Here is a 15736-nt window from a genome sequence, read left to right on the forward strand (position 1 = left end):
TCCCGGCAGCGCGCCCTGTGCTCAGCTGCTCGAACAGCCGCCGCAACTGCTCGAGCTGCATGAGCTCGACGAACTGCAGCTCGACGACGAGTCGCTCGAACTGCAGGACGAACCGGTCGATCCGCCCGCCCGCGCGGCGGTCGGCGTCAACGGCGGCGGTTCCATCAGCACCATCGAATGCGCGGCCCACGCGGTGCCGGCCAGCGCGCCCGCGCCGAACAGCGCGGCGGTCCACAGCAACGCGTCCGGCCGGTCGTGTTCGCCGCTGCGCACGGTTCGCCGGGCCGCGAGCGACGCCTGCCCGCCCACCGTCAGGCCGGGCCGCCCGAACCCGGTCAGCCGCCCCACGACGATGCCGTATGCAATCGCGAACGCCGCCATGCAGATCACGAGCAACAGGACCGGCCGGCCGCGACTCAGCCCGACCGCCAGTTTCGCCGCGCCCGTGCCGAGCACCCCCAGCGCGATCGCGCGGGCGGCCACGCGCGCCGTCCACATGTCGCCCGGCGCCCAGAAACAGCCCCGCGCGCGCAACGATTTCGCCTGCTCGGCAGCGCGACGCGCCAGCAGCTGACGGAATGCGCCGAAGCTGGCCTCCCCGTCAGGCTGACCGGCCAGCCATTCGCATTCGTCCCCGTATTCGCCGGCCCGTGTCGCATCGACAAGCCGCACGCGCCCACCCAGCCGCCCGGCCATCGCCAGCTCGATCGCGCCCGCGTGAACGAGCGACAGCGTCGCGACCTGCACGACCCGCGACTCGTCGCCGGCGAGGTACGCGGCCTGCTCGACCGTCAGGTCCGACGAGAATGCGCGCCTGCGCCGGCACCGGTATTCGATCTGTTGCGCCAGCCCGATCAACAGCAGCGCGGCCATGCAGGCCGGGATGTAGAACGCGAGAAACTGCGGCCCCGTGTAGTCCAGCACGTTGAAGTCCTGCGCCGATGCGCAGGTCGCGGCGACGCTCGCGGCGGCCGCCGGCCACGCGAGTTTCGGCAGCCGGCTGCGCCAGGTGCGGCGCGTCGGCGTGAAGGCCGGCTCGTCTGCCTGCGGCGGCGCCGCTTCGGCCGGCCGGTCGACGGGGCGGGGCCAGATCGATTCCGGCGGCGCATGGCCGAACAGCCGGCGGTAGCTGTCGAGCGTGTCGCGATAGCGCTGCGCGTACACCGCGCCCTCGTCCGGCGCGCCCGTGCCCGGCATGTGATGCAGTCGCGCGCGCAGCACGTCGGCGCAGAAGACGTCCCAGTATTCGAGCGTGTACTGCAGGTGGAAATGCCACGCGGCATCGACCGCGACCGACGGCGTGACCGGATGCCCGGCCGCCTGCGCGAGAAACGCGAAGCGCTTGTACTCGTCGATCACGGCCAGCGCATGAGCATGCGACCAGCCTTCGGCTTCGGCGAGGCGTCGGCTGTATGGCAGCGGCGCGTCGGGATCGTCGGGGGAATAGGCATTCAGACGCGCGAGCAGCGCCTGCTGCGCATCGGTCAGCGCGCGGGCATCGACTGCGGTCGAGGGAGACGGGGTGGCAGCCATCGGGAGTCGGCGCGATGCGCGGACGGCCGCCGCGATCGACGCTTGAGTTGTCGTTGCCGGCGATTCTCGCACAACGGCGAGACGGCACGGCACCGATGCGTGTGCGGCCCTCGCGGTTCGCCGCGCTGCGCGTCAGGCCGTCAGAAATCGAGCTGCGCGAGCGTGATGCCGAGTGCGGTGGCAATCTTCCTGCGCATCGGCTTGCGCAGCTTCGGGCGCTTTTCCCGTTTCGCATAGTCCGCCCGGCCGATGCCGATCCGCCGCGCGACTTCGGCGCGCGTCAGCCCGAGATACTCGCGCCATGCACGTGCCGGCGAGCCGCCGTCGAACACGGCGCGCGTCACGACTTCGTGCGGAATCAGGTCGCGCTCTTGGTCGCGCTGCGCCATGTATTCCGCGTACGGAATCACGACGAAGGCCGGCGCGCCGTCCGGCCCGTTGATGATCTGAACGGAAAGTGATTTGCTCATCCGGCGATGGCCGATCGCGATGCGATGCGGCTGCTCCTGGTTTCGGTCGATAGGCTCGAGCGGCGTCTTCGGGCGGGCTTCGGGCACGTCGAACCGGATCAGCGAAGGGTTTCGCCGTGCCGGATGCGCACGCGATCGATAACCGCCATGACGGCAATCGGCCGGGATGTTACTGCAAACGGGAAAACAATGATGCGGAGAAACCGCTGAAAGCCTGAACAGGCATGTTTTGGCGCGCCCGGCTGGGATCGAACCAGCAACCCCTGCCTTCGGAGCTTTACCGACACTCCATGCCCCTTTAAAAATCAAAGCCTTACACGACTCGCAATCGGCAAAACCAAGGCTAATCAAGGTCAATCAGGGCTGTCCAAGGTCATCCAAACTGTAATTCCACTGTACCCCGTCGCTATATAGCGAAACAGCTTTAAGCATCTTCTCCCCGCGCGGCAACCGTCCCGCCCTAGCGACTCTGACAGGTCTGTGTCGCCACTGAAACACAATCGCGCCGGTCCCAAACTCAAGATTGGCTGCGGCTGGCTGTTCGGCATGCGGCCCTGCCGCATGACTTCGTATCTCCGTATGCGCTACGAGGTCGGCGGCATCGACGGAATCTCGTAATCGTGCAGGCCACGACTACGACCTCATCTACAAGCCAGCCGCTCAGATCCAGCTCTCCATTCGTAACCGCCAAGAACTTGACCTCCATCAAGTGTTGCTGTAGTTTCCATACAAATGCAAATGATAATTATTTGCATTTGTAATGTCGACGGATGTCCACACCATGGCCACTCGTTGGCGAGCGAATCAAGCATAGAAATAGATTCGGTAATTCATGTGACATTAAGTTTAAATATTTTATGACCACGGGATAAAATGAAGAACATATTCGCATCAATATTGCTCTTGCTTAGCGCACTGCTTTGCATCGATGTGACGCATGGACAAGAGGTTCTCCCAACTATCAATGTAAGTGCATCCAGACCAAACATCAACTCGTTCACAATTGATTTTGTAGGCGATATAGGCCCACCGGCAAAAGGACCAACCGTTTTCGGTGTAGCCTTCATGCCTATCAGCCCCAAACTTCAATGTGAATTTACCAAATCACTCAGGCAAGACCTGAAAAACTGCAATTTTGCTAATCCGCCAAATATTGGTGAATTCAAACTTGACAACAAGGTCGGAAAGAAGGAGCCGTTTACAAAGGGAGTTTTTTTCACACCAAATCCAGCAGCACTGCAAAATGGGTGTGGGCCGGCCAATGGCTGGATGAAGCATGTCATCCCCAATGCCCCGTTCGGATATGACTTCACCAATGCATGCAATAATCACGACGTATGTTACGGCAGCAGATGGGGCAAGAAATCCTGTGACGACGCATTTGAGCGAGACATGATGCAAACGTGCGGCGGTTCCGGAGTGTGCGAAGCGACGGCGCGAAACTATGCTGACGCCGTTCGGAAATTTGGTGACGGTCCATATCAAGACTCAGTAGATCAATGGTTTTGCGCGCTTTTTGGTTACATGCGCAATAAAGTTGGTCAATATTATGGCGCAAGCCTTTGTATTTTTTAAGAGGTTTCCATGAAACACAGATGGGGAATATTGATCGTTCTCGCGATAGCAGTGTTGGGTTACTTCGGCTATAGATCATCGATTAAATCCACGCCACCTTTAAAAGATGCACGGGAAATTGTTTCAAACGACAGCCCTCATCCCGCCGCAGATTCGACCAGCAAAACGACGGTGAAAGATGGAGAAATTGTCATTCCAAAAAAATATCAACTCACTGAAGCAACAGCGCCCAAAGATTTTCGCAACGACGAGGACTTGCGGAATTCATTTAACGGATCGGACCGTTTGGTTATGGACGACTTCTACGGAAAATTCGATCAGAATGCCATCGCATTTACCAAACCAGAACAATACGATTGGCTTGTGAAAAATGGATACCCAATGCCGCAAGATGTTATCACCGCGCAAAAAATGAGCGTCGATGAATTAGGAAATCTTGTCGACCAAGGGAATATTAAGGCGAGTTACTTTTATCTAATGAGGGAGGTCTACGGAAAAGAAAGTGAGAGCGTTCTTGACAAGATTAATAAGACCGGCACCGATAGCCAATGGTCTCAAAGATTAGTCAATGCAGAAAGGCTTGTCAGGGCAAGCGGCTCGCCATTCGCCGGGTACATTTTTGCAGCCCGTGCCGCTAAGGAGGGAAATACCCCTGAAGGCGTCTATGCTGGATATGCCTTGGCCAGCGTTATGGGTGATACGCGTGCGTTAAATGCTCTTGCTCACGCAGAGAATGTTGATACTCGATCTTTGGTATCCGCTTTGTCGGTGCAAATGGACATGATGCGCCTAGCAAATCCCAACGTATTTCTCGGAAAGCCTGCCGAGTTTCCAGATAGATACTCTGTCGGAATAAGGTACTGATTCGATCACCACCACAAGCCCGTTGAGGTGAGTTGAAGTTTTAGAGCTGACAGGTTGTCAAGGCAGGCAAGTGCCGAGACTGCATAACCAAGGCGCACAAAAGCACATAGAAGAATCGGGCCGCGAATCGCCGCGCGGCCCGTGCTGGCCGGCCCTGAGAGCCCGGTGCATGAGTGCATAAAAACAATTCATTTTTATGTGCGGGTGGGGCGGGGTCACAACTGCGCGCATGAACTCGCATCGCTGCGCACCAAAACGCACGATTTCCGCGCGCCGCGAATCGCCCGGAACCCCGCACCACAAGGGCCGCCGAGCTGGTCGGCCCGGTGCACAAAAACCACCCTGCCAAGCGAAGCCCGCAGGCGGGGAGGGGACCGCGCGGCGGCGGCCGCAGGCCCGGTACATTCCCCCTCCCCGTCCCTCCTGGAAATGGCATCGGCGTCCTGCTACGAGGGCTTGGCTCCCCTCGTGTTCATCACCCGCCCCAATTTGTCGTCGCAGTTCAACCGACCGCACCAGACGCCCGTGGCGCATCCCGCGGCTGATTGCGATCTGACCCGAAGATGGGATTCGTAAGATAATGTTGTGCTACTGAAAGGCGAGCCAGGGCCAGGCTCGGCGAATCCCTAAAAAAGAACCGGAACACAAGTTTGAACAGGCGAAACTTTTTGATGGCGGCAGCGTTGGTGCCGCTTCTCGGGGCATGCGGTCGCAACAAAACGTCCGTGACGTTCGAACCACGGCAAATCCTCTCCGGCCCTACGCCGAAAAACGGGGGCAGTCACACACTGACGTTCGGCGACGACGGCATCACTTTCCTGCTCGACGGTGTGCCATTCCAGATTCGTAGCGGCGAAATGCATCCGGCGCGCATCCCGCGCGAGTACTGGCGCCAGCGAATCCAGATGGCGAAGGCGATGGGGATGAACACCATCGCGGTCTACGTCATGTGGAATTTCCACGAGACGGCCGCGGGTGAATTCGATTTCGAATCAGACGAGCGCGACGTCGAGACATTCATGCAGCTCTGCCAGGACGAAGGCATGTGGGTGCTGCTGCGGCCCGGCCCGTACATCTGCGGCGAGTGGGATCTGGGTGGCATCCCTTCGCGCTTGCTCGCACACGATGACATTCAATTGCGTGTGGGCTCGCACCGTGACCCGCGCTTCATGGACGCGGCGCGCCAGTACATTGCCGAGCTTGTGCCGCGCGTGCGCCCGTTGATGTCGGCAAACGGCGGGCCGATCTTACTGATCCAGATCGAAAACGAGTATGCGACCTATGGTGACGACATCGCCTATCTGGAGGAAATACGGCGGGCATGGGTGGACGGCGGAATCGCCGGGCCGTTCTTTACCGACGACGGTGTCAAGCAATTGCGGGAAAACCGCACTGCCCTTGACGGCTGCGCGATCGGCCTCAGTGGACCGAAAGCACACGACATCGATCGGATACGCGAAGAATTCCCCGGCTCTACCGTTATGGGCGGCGAAGTCTATCCGGGCTTCTTCACCCATTGGGGCGACCGGAAATTCCAGGGGGATGACTCCGATATCTCGCGCGAGCTAGCGGATTTCATGCGCTACGGCCTGTCGTTCAGCATTTACGTGATCCACGGCGGCACGAGCTTCGGCTTTACGGCCGGCGCGAACCGCGATCACAAGACAGGTGACTATCAACCTGACATCACGAGCTACGACTACTTCGCGCCAATCGACGAGCAGGGACGCGCGGCGGCAAGCTTCATGCGCTACCGCGACCTGATCCAGGCGCACCTGTCCGAACCGCTTCCGCCCGTACCGGCTGCACCGCCCACGATCGAGCTCGCCGGCGATCATTCTCTGCGACCGTTTCTTTTCGCATCGCTCTGGGACAACCTGCCGGCGCCGACCGCCACAAGCGACGCGCCGCGGCCGATGGAAATGCACGGCCAACAGGCCGGCTTCGTTCTTTACCGCCACGCGGACATCGGCGGAGCCGGCGGCCCGCTATTGACGGGGGACGTTCATGACTATGCGAGCGTGTTCGTCGACGCCGAATATGCTGGCGGCATCACGCGAGCGAAAATGCCGCGCTATCTCGCGGAAGGGCTGCGCGTCGTATCAAACACTGAGCACGTCACGCTTCCGACCGGTGGCAAGGTGCTCGATGTGCTCGTCGAAGGCATGGGCCGCGTCAACTACGGTGACGACCTGATTGATCGAAAGGGTATTGACGGGGATGTGGCGGTCGGTGCGAAGCCGTTACGTGGATGGACAACTTATGCGCTCCCGATGGACGCCGAGTACATCACGACACTGCAGCAACGCTGCACGAATCCGACACGACCGGGTTTGTTCTTCAAGGCGGCACTGGTGCTCGACCAGGTGGGCGATACGTTCCTGGACATGCGCGACTGGATCAAAGGCATCGTTTGGGTCAATGGGCGCAACCTCGGCCGCTACTGGAACGTCGGCCCTCAATATCGACTGTTCTGCCCCGCCCCGTGGCTGCGAACCGGGTACAACGAAGTGGTTATCTTCGACATGCATCAAATCACGCCGGCGCCGATCGACCTTCGTTCAACGCTCACCGGCTGATCCGCCGCCGCGCCACAGCAGCCTTGGCATTCCGCTCGACCACCCCATCGGGCGCGGTCCAGTCGTACAAGACAGCACCCGCAACCAAGCGCAGGCCCAGGCGTTCCACGACCGGCTGAAGGTCGCGCGGTGGAACCACGCGAGGCTCGACCACACGCCGCGCCACGCCCGGAACGCTGCGGCCATCCGCTAAGTCGGCGATCGCGAGGATCGGTCACCACCGGCAGCCGCGCCAGCCACAGCGTAAACACGGCCAACCGGCGCCGGCTAACTGCAATTTCATCGTAGTCGGGGGCAACGATGAAGTAACGAAACCGCCGAGAGCCTGACCAGGTTCGGCGCGCCCGGATCGAACCAGCAACCCCTGCCTTCGGAGTTTTACCTACGTCCCCCCCGCCCTTGCCCGGCAAGGCTCACCACGCGTCGCACAGTGCAAAACCAAGGCTGCACAAGATCAATCAAGGCCGCCGCGGCTCACGCCAGCTGCAATCCCGCTGCACGGCTCACGCCGCACCCGCCCGCGACATCGAGCACCCCCACGGAAAGCGTAAGGCCCGATGCCCATCGCGACACGCGTCATGCTGCGTCTCCGCACAGGCCACGCATGCGTGTCGTTGAACGCCGCTCGGCGAAGCTCGACCATGGGAACCCTATCCACTGCCTCACGCCCGGAACCTCGCCATGGCAAGCAGCACGACATCGACAAACCTCCACCACGCGCCGGCCGGCGACTGCGTCGCGTTCCCGCATCGGGAGCGCCAGCCATGATCGTGCGCACCTTGCAAGGCGACTCCGTCGACGCGCTGTGCTGGCGCCATTACGGCCGCACGGACGGCACCGTCGAAACCGTGCTCGAAGCCAACACCGGGCTCGCCAGCCTCGGCGTCGTGCTGCCGGCCGGCACGCCCGTCCAGTTGCCGCCGCTCGACACCGCCACGCGCGCACGGCCGTTGCTGCAACTGTTTGACTGACCCTGGAATCGCCTGCATGGCCGAACCGAACCTCACCACCGCCGCGATGCTGTCCGCCGCGATCGGCGTCGCCGGGCTCGCGCCCGGCATCGACGGCAACGCGCTGATCGGCGCGTTCACGGGCGCCGCACTCGTGGTCGTCACGTCGAAGGAAATCGGCGTCGCGCGGCGCGCCGCGTACCTGCTGATCTCGCTCGTGATGGGCTATCTCGCCGCGCCGGAAATCGTCGGCGCCACGCCGATCCACTCGACGGGCGTCGCCGCGTTCTTCGCGGCCGCGCTCGTCATCGCCGTCACGCTGCAACTCATCGAACGGGTCAAGACGCTGGACCTGCTCGCGCTGTTCCGCAAGGGGGGATGACATGCCGCTCCCGCTCGTGCTGATCGCGCTCTGCGCCCACGTCGCCGTGCTCGTGCGCGTGCTCACCTACCGGCGCAACGGCGCGCGGCACCGGCATCACGCGTCCTGGTTCGCATGGATCGTCGTGGCGGTCGCCGGCGGCGCATCGATCGAATTGCTGCTGCATGCCGGCTCCGTCGGCTTCTTCGAAGCGGCTACCGCCGTCCTGCTGGCGATGTCCGTCTGCGGCACGCGCGGCAACGTGGCCCGCCTGCTCAGGAGTGAATGAATCATGAAGACCCGCCGCCTCGGCGACCACGGCGACGACGTCGGCCTGCTGCAACGCCGGTTGATCCGCGCCGGCTACCCGGTGCAGGTCACGCACCTCTATGACGCGGCAACCGAAGCCGCCGTGATCGCGCTGCAACGGAAGAGCGGCCTCGTCGACGACGGCATCGCCGGCCCGAAGACCTGCGCCGCGCTCGCCACCGGCCGGCGCGATCCGTCCCACCTCGCGCTCGCCGATCTTGAACGCGCCGCACGCATGCTCGACGCGCCGCTCGCATGCATTCGCGCGGTCAACGAAGTCGAGTCGCGCGGCGCCGGGTTCCTGCCCGACGGCCGGCCCGTGATCCTGTTCGAACGCCACGTGTTCTGGAAGCGTCTGCAAGCACGCGGCATCGATCCCGCACCGTTCGCGGCGCGGCAGCCGGACATCGTGTCGCGCACACGCGGCGGCTATCGCGGCGGCGCCGCGGAATACACGCGTCTCGCGACGGCCGAGTCGATCGATGCCGGCGCCGCGTTGGAATCCGCGAGCTGGGGCGCATTCCAGGTGATGGGCTACCACTGGGAGCGCCTCGGCTACGCCGGCGTCGACGAATTCGTCGCGTGCATGGAGAGCGGCGAAGCCCAGCACCTCGAGGCCTTCGTCCGTTACATCGCGGCCGACGACGCGCTGCGCCGCGCGCTCGCCGCCCGCCAGTGGGCCGCATTCGCACGTGCGTACAACGGCCCCGACTACGCGGCGAACCTCTACGACGTGAAGCTCGCACGCGCCTATGACCGCTATGCGTCGCAACCGGCCGCGTCGACGCCGAGCGGATCCGTATCGGCCGGCGCCACGTCCGCCGCATGAACGGTTTCGCCGCGAAATTCGCCGCCTGCATCGCCGCGCTTGCCGCGTGCGCCGCCGCGGCGCTGTACGTGCGTGAGCTGCACGCGGACCTGGGCGCCACACGGCAGCAACTCGTCGACGCACGACAGGCGCTTGCCGGGCGCGATGACGTCATCTCGCGCATGCGGCAGGACACCGCCGAGCGCGCACGACAGCAGGCCCGGCTCGACCGTTCGCAGGCTGCGATCGCATCGAAGCTCGACGCCACCCGACTTGAAAACCGGAGATTGACCGATGAAAACGCCGCGCTTCGCGCCTGGGCTGGCACTCGTCTGCCTGACGACGTTGCCCGGCACGGCCGCGCTTGCGCTGCGCGGCCTCGCGAACGTCGAGCGCATCGACTTCACGTTCCTGCGCGGCAAGCAGGTCACGATCTGCCTGGACAACGACGAGCCGTTCGCGGAAGGCCACCCGCGCGCCGGGCAGCGCCCCGGTCCCGAGGCCGCGTGGGCACTCCATGAACGGCTGACCGCGCTCGACATCAGCGCCGTGCTGGTCGACCAGTCGGACTGGCTGGCGGATCTGGCGGACGGCGACGCCGCGCGCACGCCGATCAACGACGTGAACGACTACCTGCAACTGCGCGGCCCGGCCGACCTGGCGCGCGCGCTCGACCAGCTCGAACCGTGGCTCGTCGCCGGCCTGCCCGGCGACGCATCGCGCCGCGGCCGGCCGCGCATCTTCCTGCCGGCGCACGATTTCGCGCAGTACTGGCGGTTTCGCGTGCGGCCCGACTTCACGAACTACATCTCCAAGATGGATCGCAACGAGGAATCCGGCGTCGAGACGCCCGTGATGACCGACCTGTGCGGCTTCCGCATCGCCGGCATCAGCCGCGTGGCCGTCGCGAGCGCGACGTCCACGATGACGGGTGACGCCGACCAGGCGCCCACCATCTACTTCGCCGTGTCGGTGCAGGCGCCGCGGCACGGTGCGCAGCTGATCCGCCGCGTGATGCTCGACGACCAGTTGCACAACGTCGACCAGTGGAGCAAGTTCGGCCCGATCTGGGCGCCGGCGCCGTTCAAGCGGATGGTGAACATTCTCGAGCGCGGCGCCGATCTCGGCGCGCGCCGCGCCGCGAACTTCGTCGGGCTCGCATGGCGCGACGGGCGGCTGATCGTCAACGAAGGCCCCGACTGCTACTTCACCGAAGCCGACAAGCAGTGCCCGTATCACAACCTCACGTTCCCGGGTGGCCCGGTCAGCGACGCGCGCCGCGTGATCGCCGCCTACCAGACGACGTTCCGGCAGAACAGGGAAGCACTGGCACCCGCGACAAAGCGCAGGCCCAGGAATTCCACGACCGGCTGAAGGTCGACCTGTGGAACCAGGCGCGGCTCGGTACGAAGCCACGCCATTCGTGGAACGACGCGGTCGTGCGCTACGTCGGCGAACGCGCGGGGCTCGCCAGCCTGGAAACGTCGAAGATTCACCTGCGCTGGCTCGACCGGCACCTGTCCGGCGTCGCGCTCGCCGCCATCGACCGGAACCGCATCGACGCGATCGCGCAGGCCAAGCGCCAAGAGCCGCGCACGGTGCGCACCCGGCACGGCATCGTCGAGACCGACCGAGCCGTCAGCGACGGCACCGTGCGCCGCGTGATCGGCGTGTTGAAGTCGGTGTTGAACGCGGCAGTCGAATGGGAATGGCTGGAACGCGCGCCGGTCACGAAACGCGCGAAGATCGTCTCGAAACGCATCCGCTGGCTGACCCCGGCAGAAGCGGAGCGGCTGCTCGCCGAACTGCCCGCGCATCTCGCCGACATGGCGCGCTTCAGTCTCGAAACCGGCCTGCGCCGCGCCAACGTGACGGGGCTGCGGTGGTCGCAAGTCGACCTCGCGCGTCGCGTCGCGTGGATCCACCCGGATCAGGCGAAGGCGCGCAAGGCCATCACGGTGCCGCTTTCGGATACCGCGATCGCCGTGCTGCGCCGCCAGCACGCGAACCCGCGGGCGCCGGAATGCGCGGACAGCGTGTTCACCTATCGCGGCAGACCGGTCTACCAGACGGCGACGGCCGCCTGGGCCAAGGCGCTGCAGCGTGCCGGCCTGAGCGATTTCCGCTGGCACGATCTGCGCCACACCTGGGCGAGCTGGCACGTGCAGCGCGGCACGCCGTTGCAGGTACTCAAGGAGCTGGGCGGATGGGAGACGATGGAGATGGTGCAGCGTTACGCACACCTGTCGGCCGACCACCTCGCGCAGTGGGTCACGCCGCTGACGGCCGAGCCCATGCCGGTGCCAGCTGCAATTCAGCTGCAACGAGACGGTACGACGAAGGGGGAAAACTGCTGAAAGCCTGACTAGGCTTGGCGCGCCCGGCTGGGATCGAACCAGCAGCCCCTGCCTTCGGAGGGCAGTACTCTATCCATTGAGCTACGGGCGCGTGAGACAGTGAAGCGACCCCAATATACAGGCCGCCCACGTTTGGCAAGACGGCAAGGATACCCGGTTTCCCATGACGCGTCCACCTTGCCCGCCGAATGGCCGCTAGGCCGGGCTGCGTGCGGGTAAACACGCGCCACCGCACCGCTCGCCGTGATGTAAACGTTCCGTCTATAATCGTCCGTGCTTCATTGGACTGCCATTTTGCCGTTGCACCGCGCTCACAATTCCTATTCATGGAGACGAGGCAAGCATGAGCGAAGCACCCCACGAATCTCCCGTCAAGACACCCGGGCAGCTGATTGCCGTCATCATCGCGTCGTTCGCGATTCCGATCATCCTGATCGTCCTGTTCGCCAACTATGCGAACCATGCGTTCCGTTCCGGCGCCGGCACCGATGCGCTATCCGACGAGCAGGTTGCTGCGCGTATCGCGCCGCTCGCCAAGGTCGACGTGAAGGACGCCAACGCGCCCCGCACGTACAAGACCGGCGAGGAAGTCTACAAGGCCGTCTGCGTGACCTGTCACGGCACGGGCGCCGCCGGCGCACCGAAGTTCGGCAACAAGGACGACTGGGCGCCGCGCATCTCGCAAGGCTTCGACACGCTGCTGAAGACGGCCCTCGCCGGCAAGGGCGCGATGCCGCCGCGCGGCGGCACGAGCCCCGACGACGTCAGCGACTATGAAATCGCCCGAGCGATCGTCTACATGGCGAACAACGACGGCGCGAACTTCCCCGAACCGGCAGCGCCGGCAGCCAATGCGGCACCGGCCGCCAGCGGCGCTGCAGCCGCATCGGGCGCGGCCGACGCCGCGAGCGCGCAAGTCGCCGCGGCACAGGCTGCGATCGCCGCGATCCCGAAGGCCGGTGAAGCGCCTGCAGCAGCGGCCGCCCCGGCCAGCGCCGACGCCGGCAAGGCGCTGTACTCGTCGACCTGCGTGGCCTGCCACGGGGCCGGCGTACTCGGCGCGCCGAAGTTCGGCAGCAAGGAGGACTGGGCGCCGCGCCTGAAGGACTCGATGGATACGGTCTACAACTACGCGCTGCACGGCAAGGGCGCGATGCCGCCGAAGGGCGGGTCGACCGCTTCCGACGCCGACGTGAAGGCGGCCGTCGACTACATGGTCAACGCGTCGAAGTAACCGCGCCGGGCCATTCGTAAAAAACCCCCGCGACGCATGCGCATCGCGGGGGTTTTCTCTTTCCGGTGCGGCGGTCCGCCGGCCCGCCGCCTCACTTCTGCAGCAACGCCTTCAAACTCGCGAGCCGGTCCTTCGGCGACATCGGCGCTTCTTCCGGCGTCGGCGGCGGCGCTTCGTCGAGCCCCATCTCCGGGATGAAGCGCGACGGCTCGCACACGACCGTCTCGCGCGCCCGCTTGCGCTTCTTGCACCAGTTCAGATGCAGGCTGCGCTGCGCGCGCGTGATCGCGACGTACATCAGCCGGCGCTCTTCCTCGATCCGCTCGCTGTCGATCGGGCCGTCGTCCTCGCTGCCGCCGCGGTGCGGCATGATGCCCTCCTCGACGCCCACCAGGAACACATGCGGATACTCGAGCCCCTTCGACGCATGGACGGTCGACAGCCGCACGGCGTCCGGATCATCCTCCTTGCCCTCGAGCATCGACATCAGCGCGACGGTCTGGATCAGGCCAAGCAGGTTCTTGCCCGTATCGGCGAGCCCATCCGCGTTGTGGAAGCCTTCGGCCTCGCCGTCGACGGCCTCCGTCTCGGGCTTGGTGCCCTTGCGCTTCAGCCATTCGAGGAATTCGAGCACGTTCTGCCACTTCGACTGCGCCTGCCGCTCGTCGAACGCGTCGTACAGGTACGCCTCGTAGTGGATCGCTTCCATCATGTCGTCGAGCACGACGGTCGCGGGCTCCTTGTCCGCGCGCTCGGTCAGGCGCTGGATGAAGTCGCAGAACATCCGCAGCGGCTCGACCTGGCGCGCCGACAGCCGCGCTTCGATCCCGCCCATGTACACGGCCTCGAACAGCGACACCTTCGCCTGCCCCGCAAACGACCCGAGCGCCTCGAGCGTCGTGTTGCCGATGCCGCGGCGCGGCGTCGTGATCGCGCGGATGAACGCGGGATCGTCGTCGGCGTTCGCGATCAGCCGCAGGTACGCGCACAAATCCTTGATCTCGGCCTTGTCGAAGAACGACTGGCCGCCGGACAGCACGTACGGGATCCGCTCGCGCCGCAGCACCTGCTCGAAGATGCGCGCCTGGAAGTTGCCGCGGTACAGGATCGCGTAGTCACGGAACTGCGCGCGCCGCTCGAACTTGTGCGCGGACAGCCGGAACACGACCGATTCGGCCTCGTGTTCCTCGTCGTTGCACGCCGTGACGGTGATCGAATCGCCCATCCCGTGCTCGGACCACAGCTTCTTCTCGAACAGCTTCGGGTTGTTCGCGATCACGTTGTTCGCGGCGGTCAGAATCCGCACCGTCGACCGGTAGTTCTGCTCGAGCTTGATCAGGTGCAGCTTCGGGAAATCCTTCCCGAGCTGCGCGAGGTTCTCGAGCGTCGCGCCGCGCCAGCCGTAGATCGCCTGGTCGTCGTCGCCGACCGCCGTGAACGCGGCGCGCTGGCCTGCAAGCAGCTTCACCAGCTCGTACTGGCACGCGTTGGTGTCCTGGTACTCGTCGATCAGCAGGTAGCGCAGCTTGTTCTGCCAGCGGTCGCGCACCTGCTCGTTCTTCGCGAACAGCTCGGCCGGCAGGCGGATCAGGTCGTCGAAATCGACCGCCTGGTACGCATGCAGCGTCGCGACGTAGTTGCGGTAGACGAGCGCGGCCTGGTGCTCGTCCTCGTTCGCCGCGATCGCCATCGCCTCGTCGGGCATGATCAGGCCGTTCTTCCACAGCGAGATGATGCTCTGGATCTTGCGGATCAGCCCCTTGTCGGTCGTGCCGAGCTGTTCCTGGATCATCCCGAAGCAGTCGTCCGAATCCATGATCGAGAACTGCGGCTTCAGGCCGACATGCTCGGCCTCCTGCCGCAGGATCTGCACGCCCAGCGAATGGAACGTGCAGACGGTGAGCTGGTTGACGGGCACCTTGCGGCCTTCCTTGCCGGGCGTGGTGAGCGTCTTGCCCTCGAGCAGCTTCGACACGCGCTCGCGCATTTCGGCGGCCGCCTTGTTCGTGAACGTGACGGCGGCGATATGGCGCGGCTCGAAGCCTTTCGCTTCGATCAGGTGCGCGATCTTCTGCGTGATCACGCGAGTCTTGCCGCTGCCCGCGCCGGCGAGCACGAGACAGGGACCGTCGAGGTAGCGCACCGCTTCGTTCTGAGCGGGATTGAGGCCTGCTGACATGATGGCGGATGGTGTTGCGGTTGAAGGCGGAACGCCGGGAGGATGCCGTGCGCGGCGGGCTGGCGAAGCAGGCGGACACGCGGGCAGGACGCGCATGTTAACACGTCGGCGGCGTGCATTTCGGGAGCGCCGCCGGACGGGGCCGCGCAGGCCGACCGGCCGGGCGCGCCCTGTCCGTCCGGCCAATCCGGCCCCGTTCGCGCACCGATCGGTCAGAATATGTCTCCCCCGGCGCCGCCCGCTCCGGCCCGATTTCATTCGCCTGAACCACTACCGGATCGACCTCGTGGATTACCTGTTCGCCACCGCCGCCCTCGGCCCGCTGCTGTTCGCGCAAGGCCGCTACGTGCGCCGCGTCACGCCGCGGTTGCCCGAGGCGGCCGTCCCGCGCGATGGCGTGGCGGGCGGCAGCGCGCCGGTCGTTCACCATGCAGCCGGGCAGCCGGCCATGCCGCGCGCAGGGCGCGGCCCCGCGCAAAATGCCGCGCTTCCTTGCGCAAGCGCCGCATCGCGTCGC

At 64.7% G+C, this 15736-nt stretch carries 11 protein-coding genes, 1 tRNA gene and 3 pseudogenes; 11 read left to right on the plus strand and 4 right to left on the minus strand.

The window, feature by feature from the left end:
• Positions 1–21 precede the first annotated feature (21 nt).
• Positions 22–1533, minus strand: a complete 1512-nt coding sequence (locus U5798_RS11820; protein ID WP_322082123.1) for a TIGR04222 domain-containing membrane protein — start codon at positions 1531–1533, stop codon at positions 22–24.
• A 140-nt stretch (positions 1534–1673) separates the two neighbouring features.
• Positions 1674–2003 carry a helix-turn-helix domain-containing protein gene (locus tag U5798_RS11825; RefSeq protein WP_124454772.1) on the minus strand — a complete coding sequence of 110 codons (330 nt, stop codon included), beginning with the start codon at positions 2001–2003 and terminating at the stop codon, positions 1674–1676.
• Positions 2004–2876: 873 nt separating this feature from the next.
• Between U5798_RS11825 and U5798_RS11830 the strand changes: the two genes are divergently transcribed.
• The 9 genes and pseudogenes from U5798_RS11830 to U5798_RS11870 all read left to right on the plus strand — a co-directional run.
• Positions 2877–3578, plus strand: a complete 702-nt coding sequence (locus U5798_RS11830) for a phospholipase A2 (RefSeq protein WP_322082124.1) — start codon at positions 2877–2879, stop codon at positions 3576–3578.
• 9 nt (positions 3579–3587) lie between these two features.
• Positions 3588–4442 carry a hypothetical protein gene (locus tag U5798_RS11835; protein ID WP_322082125.1) on the plus strand — a complete coding sequence of 285 codons (855 nt, stop codon included), beginning with the start codon at positions 3588–3590 and terminating at the stop codon, positions 4440–4442.
• 725 nt (positions 4443–5167) lie between these two features.
• The gene (locus tag U5798_RS11840) at positions 5168–7021 is read left to right on the plus strand and encodes a beta-galactosidase (protein WP_322082126.1); all 1854 of its coding nucleotides are present in this window, start codon (positions 5168–5170) and stop codon (positions 7019–7021) included.
• 764 nt (positions 7022–7785) lie between these two features.
• Positions 7786–7992 (plus strand): tail protein X, encoded by a 207-nt coding sequence (locus U5798_RS11845; RefSeq protein WP_322082127.1) that lies wholly within the window; start codon positions 7786–7788, stop codon positions 7990–7992.
• A 16-nt stretch (positions 7993–8008) separates the two neighbouring features.
• The gene (locus U5798_RS11850; protein WP_069246837.1) at positions 8009–8353 is read left to right on the plus strand and encodes a putative holin; all 345 of its coding nucleotides are present in this window, start codon (positions 8009–8011) and stop codon (positions 8351–8353) included.
• A gap of 1 nt (position 8354) precedes the next feature.
• Complete coding sequence (locus tag U5798_RS11855; protein WP_322082128.1) at positions 8355–8621, plus strand: phage holin family protein; 267 nt, start codon at positions 8355–8357, stop codon at positions 8619–8621.
• A gap of 3 nt (positions 8622–8624) precedes the next feature.
• A complete protein-coding gene (locus U5798_RS11860) occupies positions 8625–9470 on the plus strand; it encodes an N-acetylmuramidase family protein (protein WP_322082129.1) in 846 nt (281 codons plus the stop codon).
• 324 nt (positions 9471–9794) lie between these two features.
• Positions 9795–10766: pseudogene (locus U5798_RS11865) on the plus strand (toprim domain-containing protein); the annotation flags it as partial.
• A pseudogene (locus tag U5798_RS11870) lies at positions 10766–11806 on the plus strand (site-specific integrase); the annotation flags it as partial. The pseudogenes U5798_RS11865 and U5798_RS11870, both read left to right, overlap by 1 nt.
• Positions 11807–11821: 15 nt before the next feature.
• On the opposite strand, the gene U5798_RS11875 reads toward U5798_RS11870, so the two are convergent.
• Positions 11822–11897 (minus strand) — tRNA-Arg (locus U5798_RS11875).
• A gap of 252 nt (positions 11898–12149) precedes the next feature.
• Here U5798_RS11875 and U5798_RS11880 point away from each other — a divergent pair.
• Positions 12150–13040, plus strand: a complete 891-nt coding sequence (locus tag U5798_RS11880; RefSeq protein WP_322082130.1) for a c-type cytochrome — start codon at positions 12150–12152, stop codon at positions 13038–13040.
• Between the two features lie 91 nt (positions 13041–13131).
• Here U5798_RS11880 and U5798_RS11885 read toward each other — a convergent pair whose 3' ends face one another.
• Positions 13132–15219, minus strand: a complete 2088-nt coding sequence (locus tag U5798_RS11885) for a UvrD-helicase domain-containing protein (protein ID WP_322082131.1) — start codon at positions 15217–15219, stop codon at positions 13132–13134.
• Between the two features lie 286 nt (positions 15220–15505).
• On the opposite strand from U5798_RS11885, the pseudogene U5798_RS11890 reads away from it, so the two are divergent.
• A pseudogene (locus U5798_RS11890) lies at positions 15506–15629 on the plus strand (SGNH/GDSL hydrolase family protein); the annotation flags it as partial.
• Positions 15630–15736: the final 107 nt, after the last annotated feature.

The organism is Burkholderia sp. BCC1972 (genome assembly GCF_905339605.1).
Lineage (GTDB): Bacteria > Pseudomonadota > Gammaproteobacteria > Burkholderiales > Burkholderiaceae > Burkholderia.

Excerpts from the sequence above, each read along its gene's own strand:
- U5798_RS11820 (WP_322082123.1), bottom strand. The coding sequence starts at position 1,533 with ATGGCTGCCACCCCGTCTCCCTCGACCGCAGTCGATGCCCGCGCGCTG.
- U5798_RS11825 (WP_124454772.1), bottom strand. The coding sequence starts at position 2,003 with ATGAGCAAATCACTTTCCGTTCAGATCATCAACGGGCCGGACGGCGCG.
- U5798_RS11830 (WP_322082124.1), top strand. The coding sequence starts at position 2,877 with ATGAAGAACATATTCGCATCAATATTGCTCTTGCTTAGCGCACTGCTT.
- U5798_RS11835 (WP_322082125.1), top strand. The coding sequence starts at position 3,588 with ATGAAACACAGATGGGGAATATTGATCGTTCTCGCGATAGCAGTGTTG.
- U5798_RS11845 (WP_322082127.1), top strand. The coding sequence starts at position 7,786 with ATGATCGTGCGCACCTTGCAAGGCGACTCCGTCGACGCGCTGTGCTGG.
- U5798_RS11850 (WP_069246837.1), top strand. The coding sequence starts at position 8,009 with ATGGCCGAACCGAACCTCACCACCGCCGCGATGCTGTCCGCCGCGATC.
- U5798_RS11855 (WP_322082128.1), top strand. The coding sequence starts at position 8,355 with ATGCCGCTCCCGCTCGTGCTGATCGCGCTCTGCGCCCACGTCGCCGTG.
- U5798_RS11860 (WP_322082129.1), top strand. The coding sequence starts at position 8,625 with ATGAAGACCCGCCGCCTCGGCGACCACGGCGACGACGTCGGCCTGCTG.
- U5798_RS11880 (WP_322082130.1), top strand. The coding sequence starts at position 12,150 with ATGAGCGAAGCACCCCACGAATCTCCCGTCAAGACACCCGGGCAGCTG.
- U5798_RS11885 (WP_322082131.1), bottom strand. The coding sequence starts at position 15,219 with ATGTCAGCAGGCCTCAATCCCGCTCAGAACGAAGCGGTGCGCTACCTC.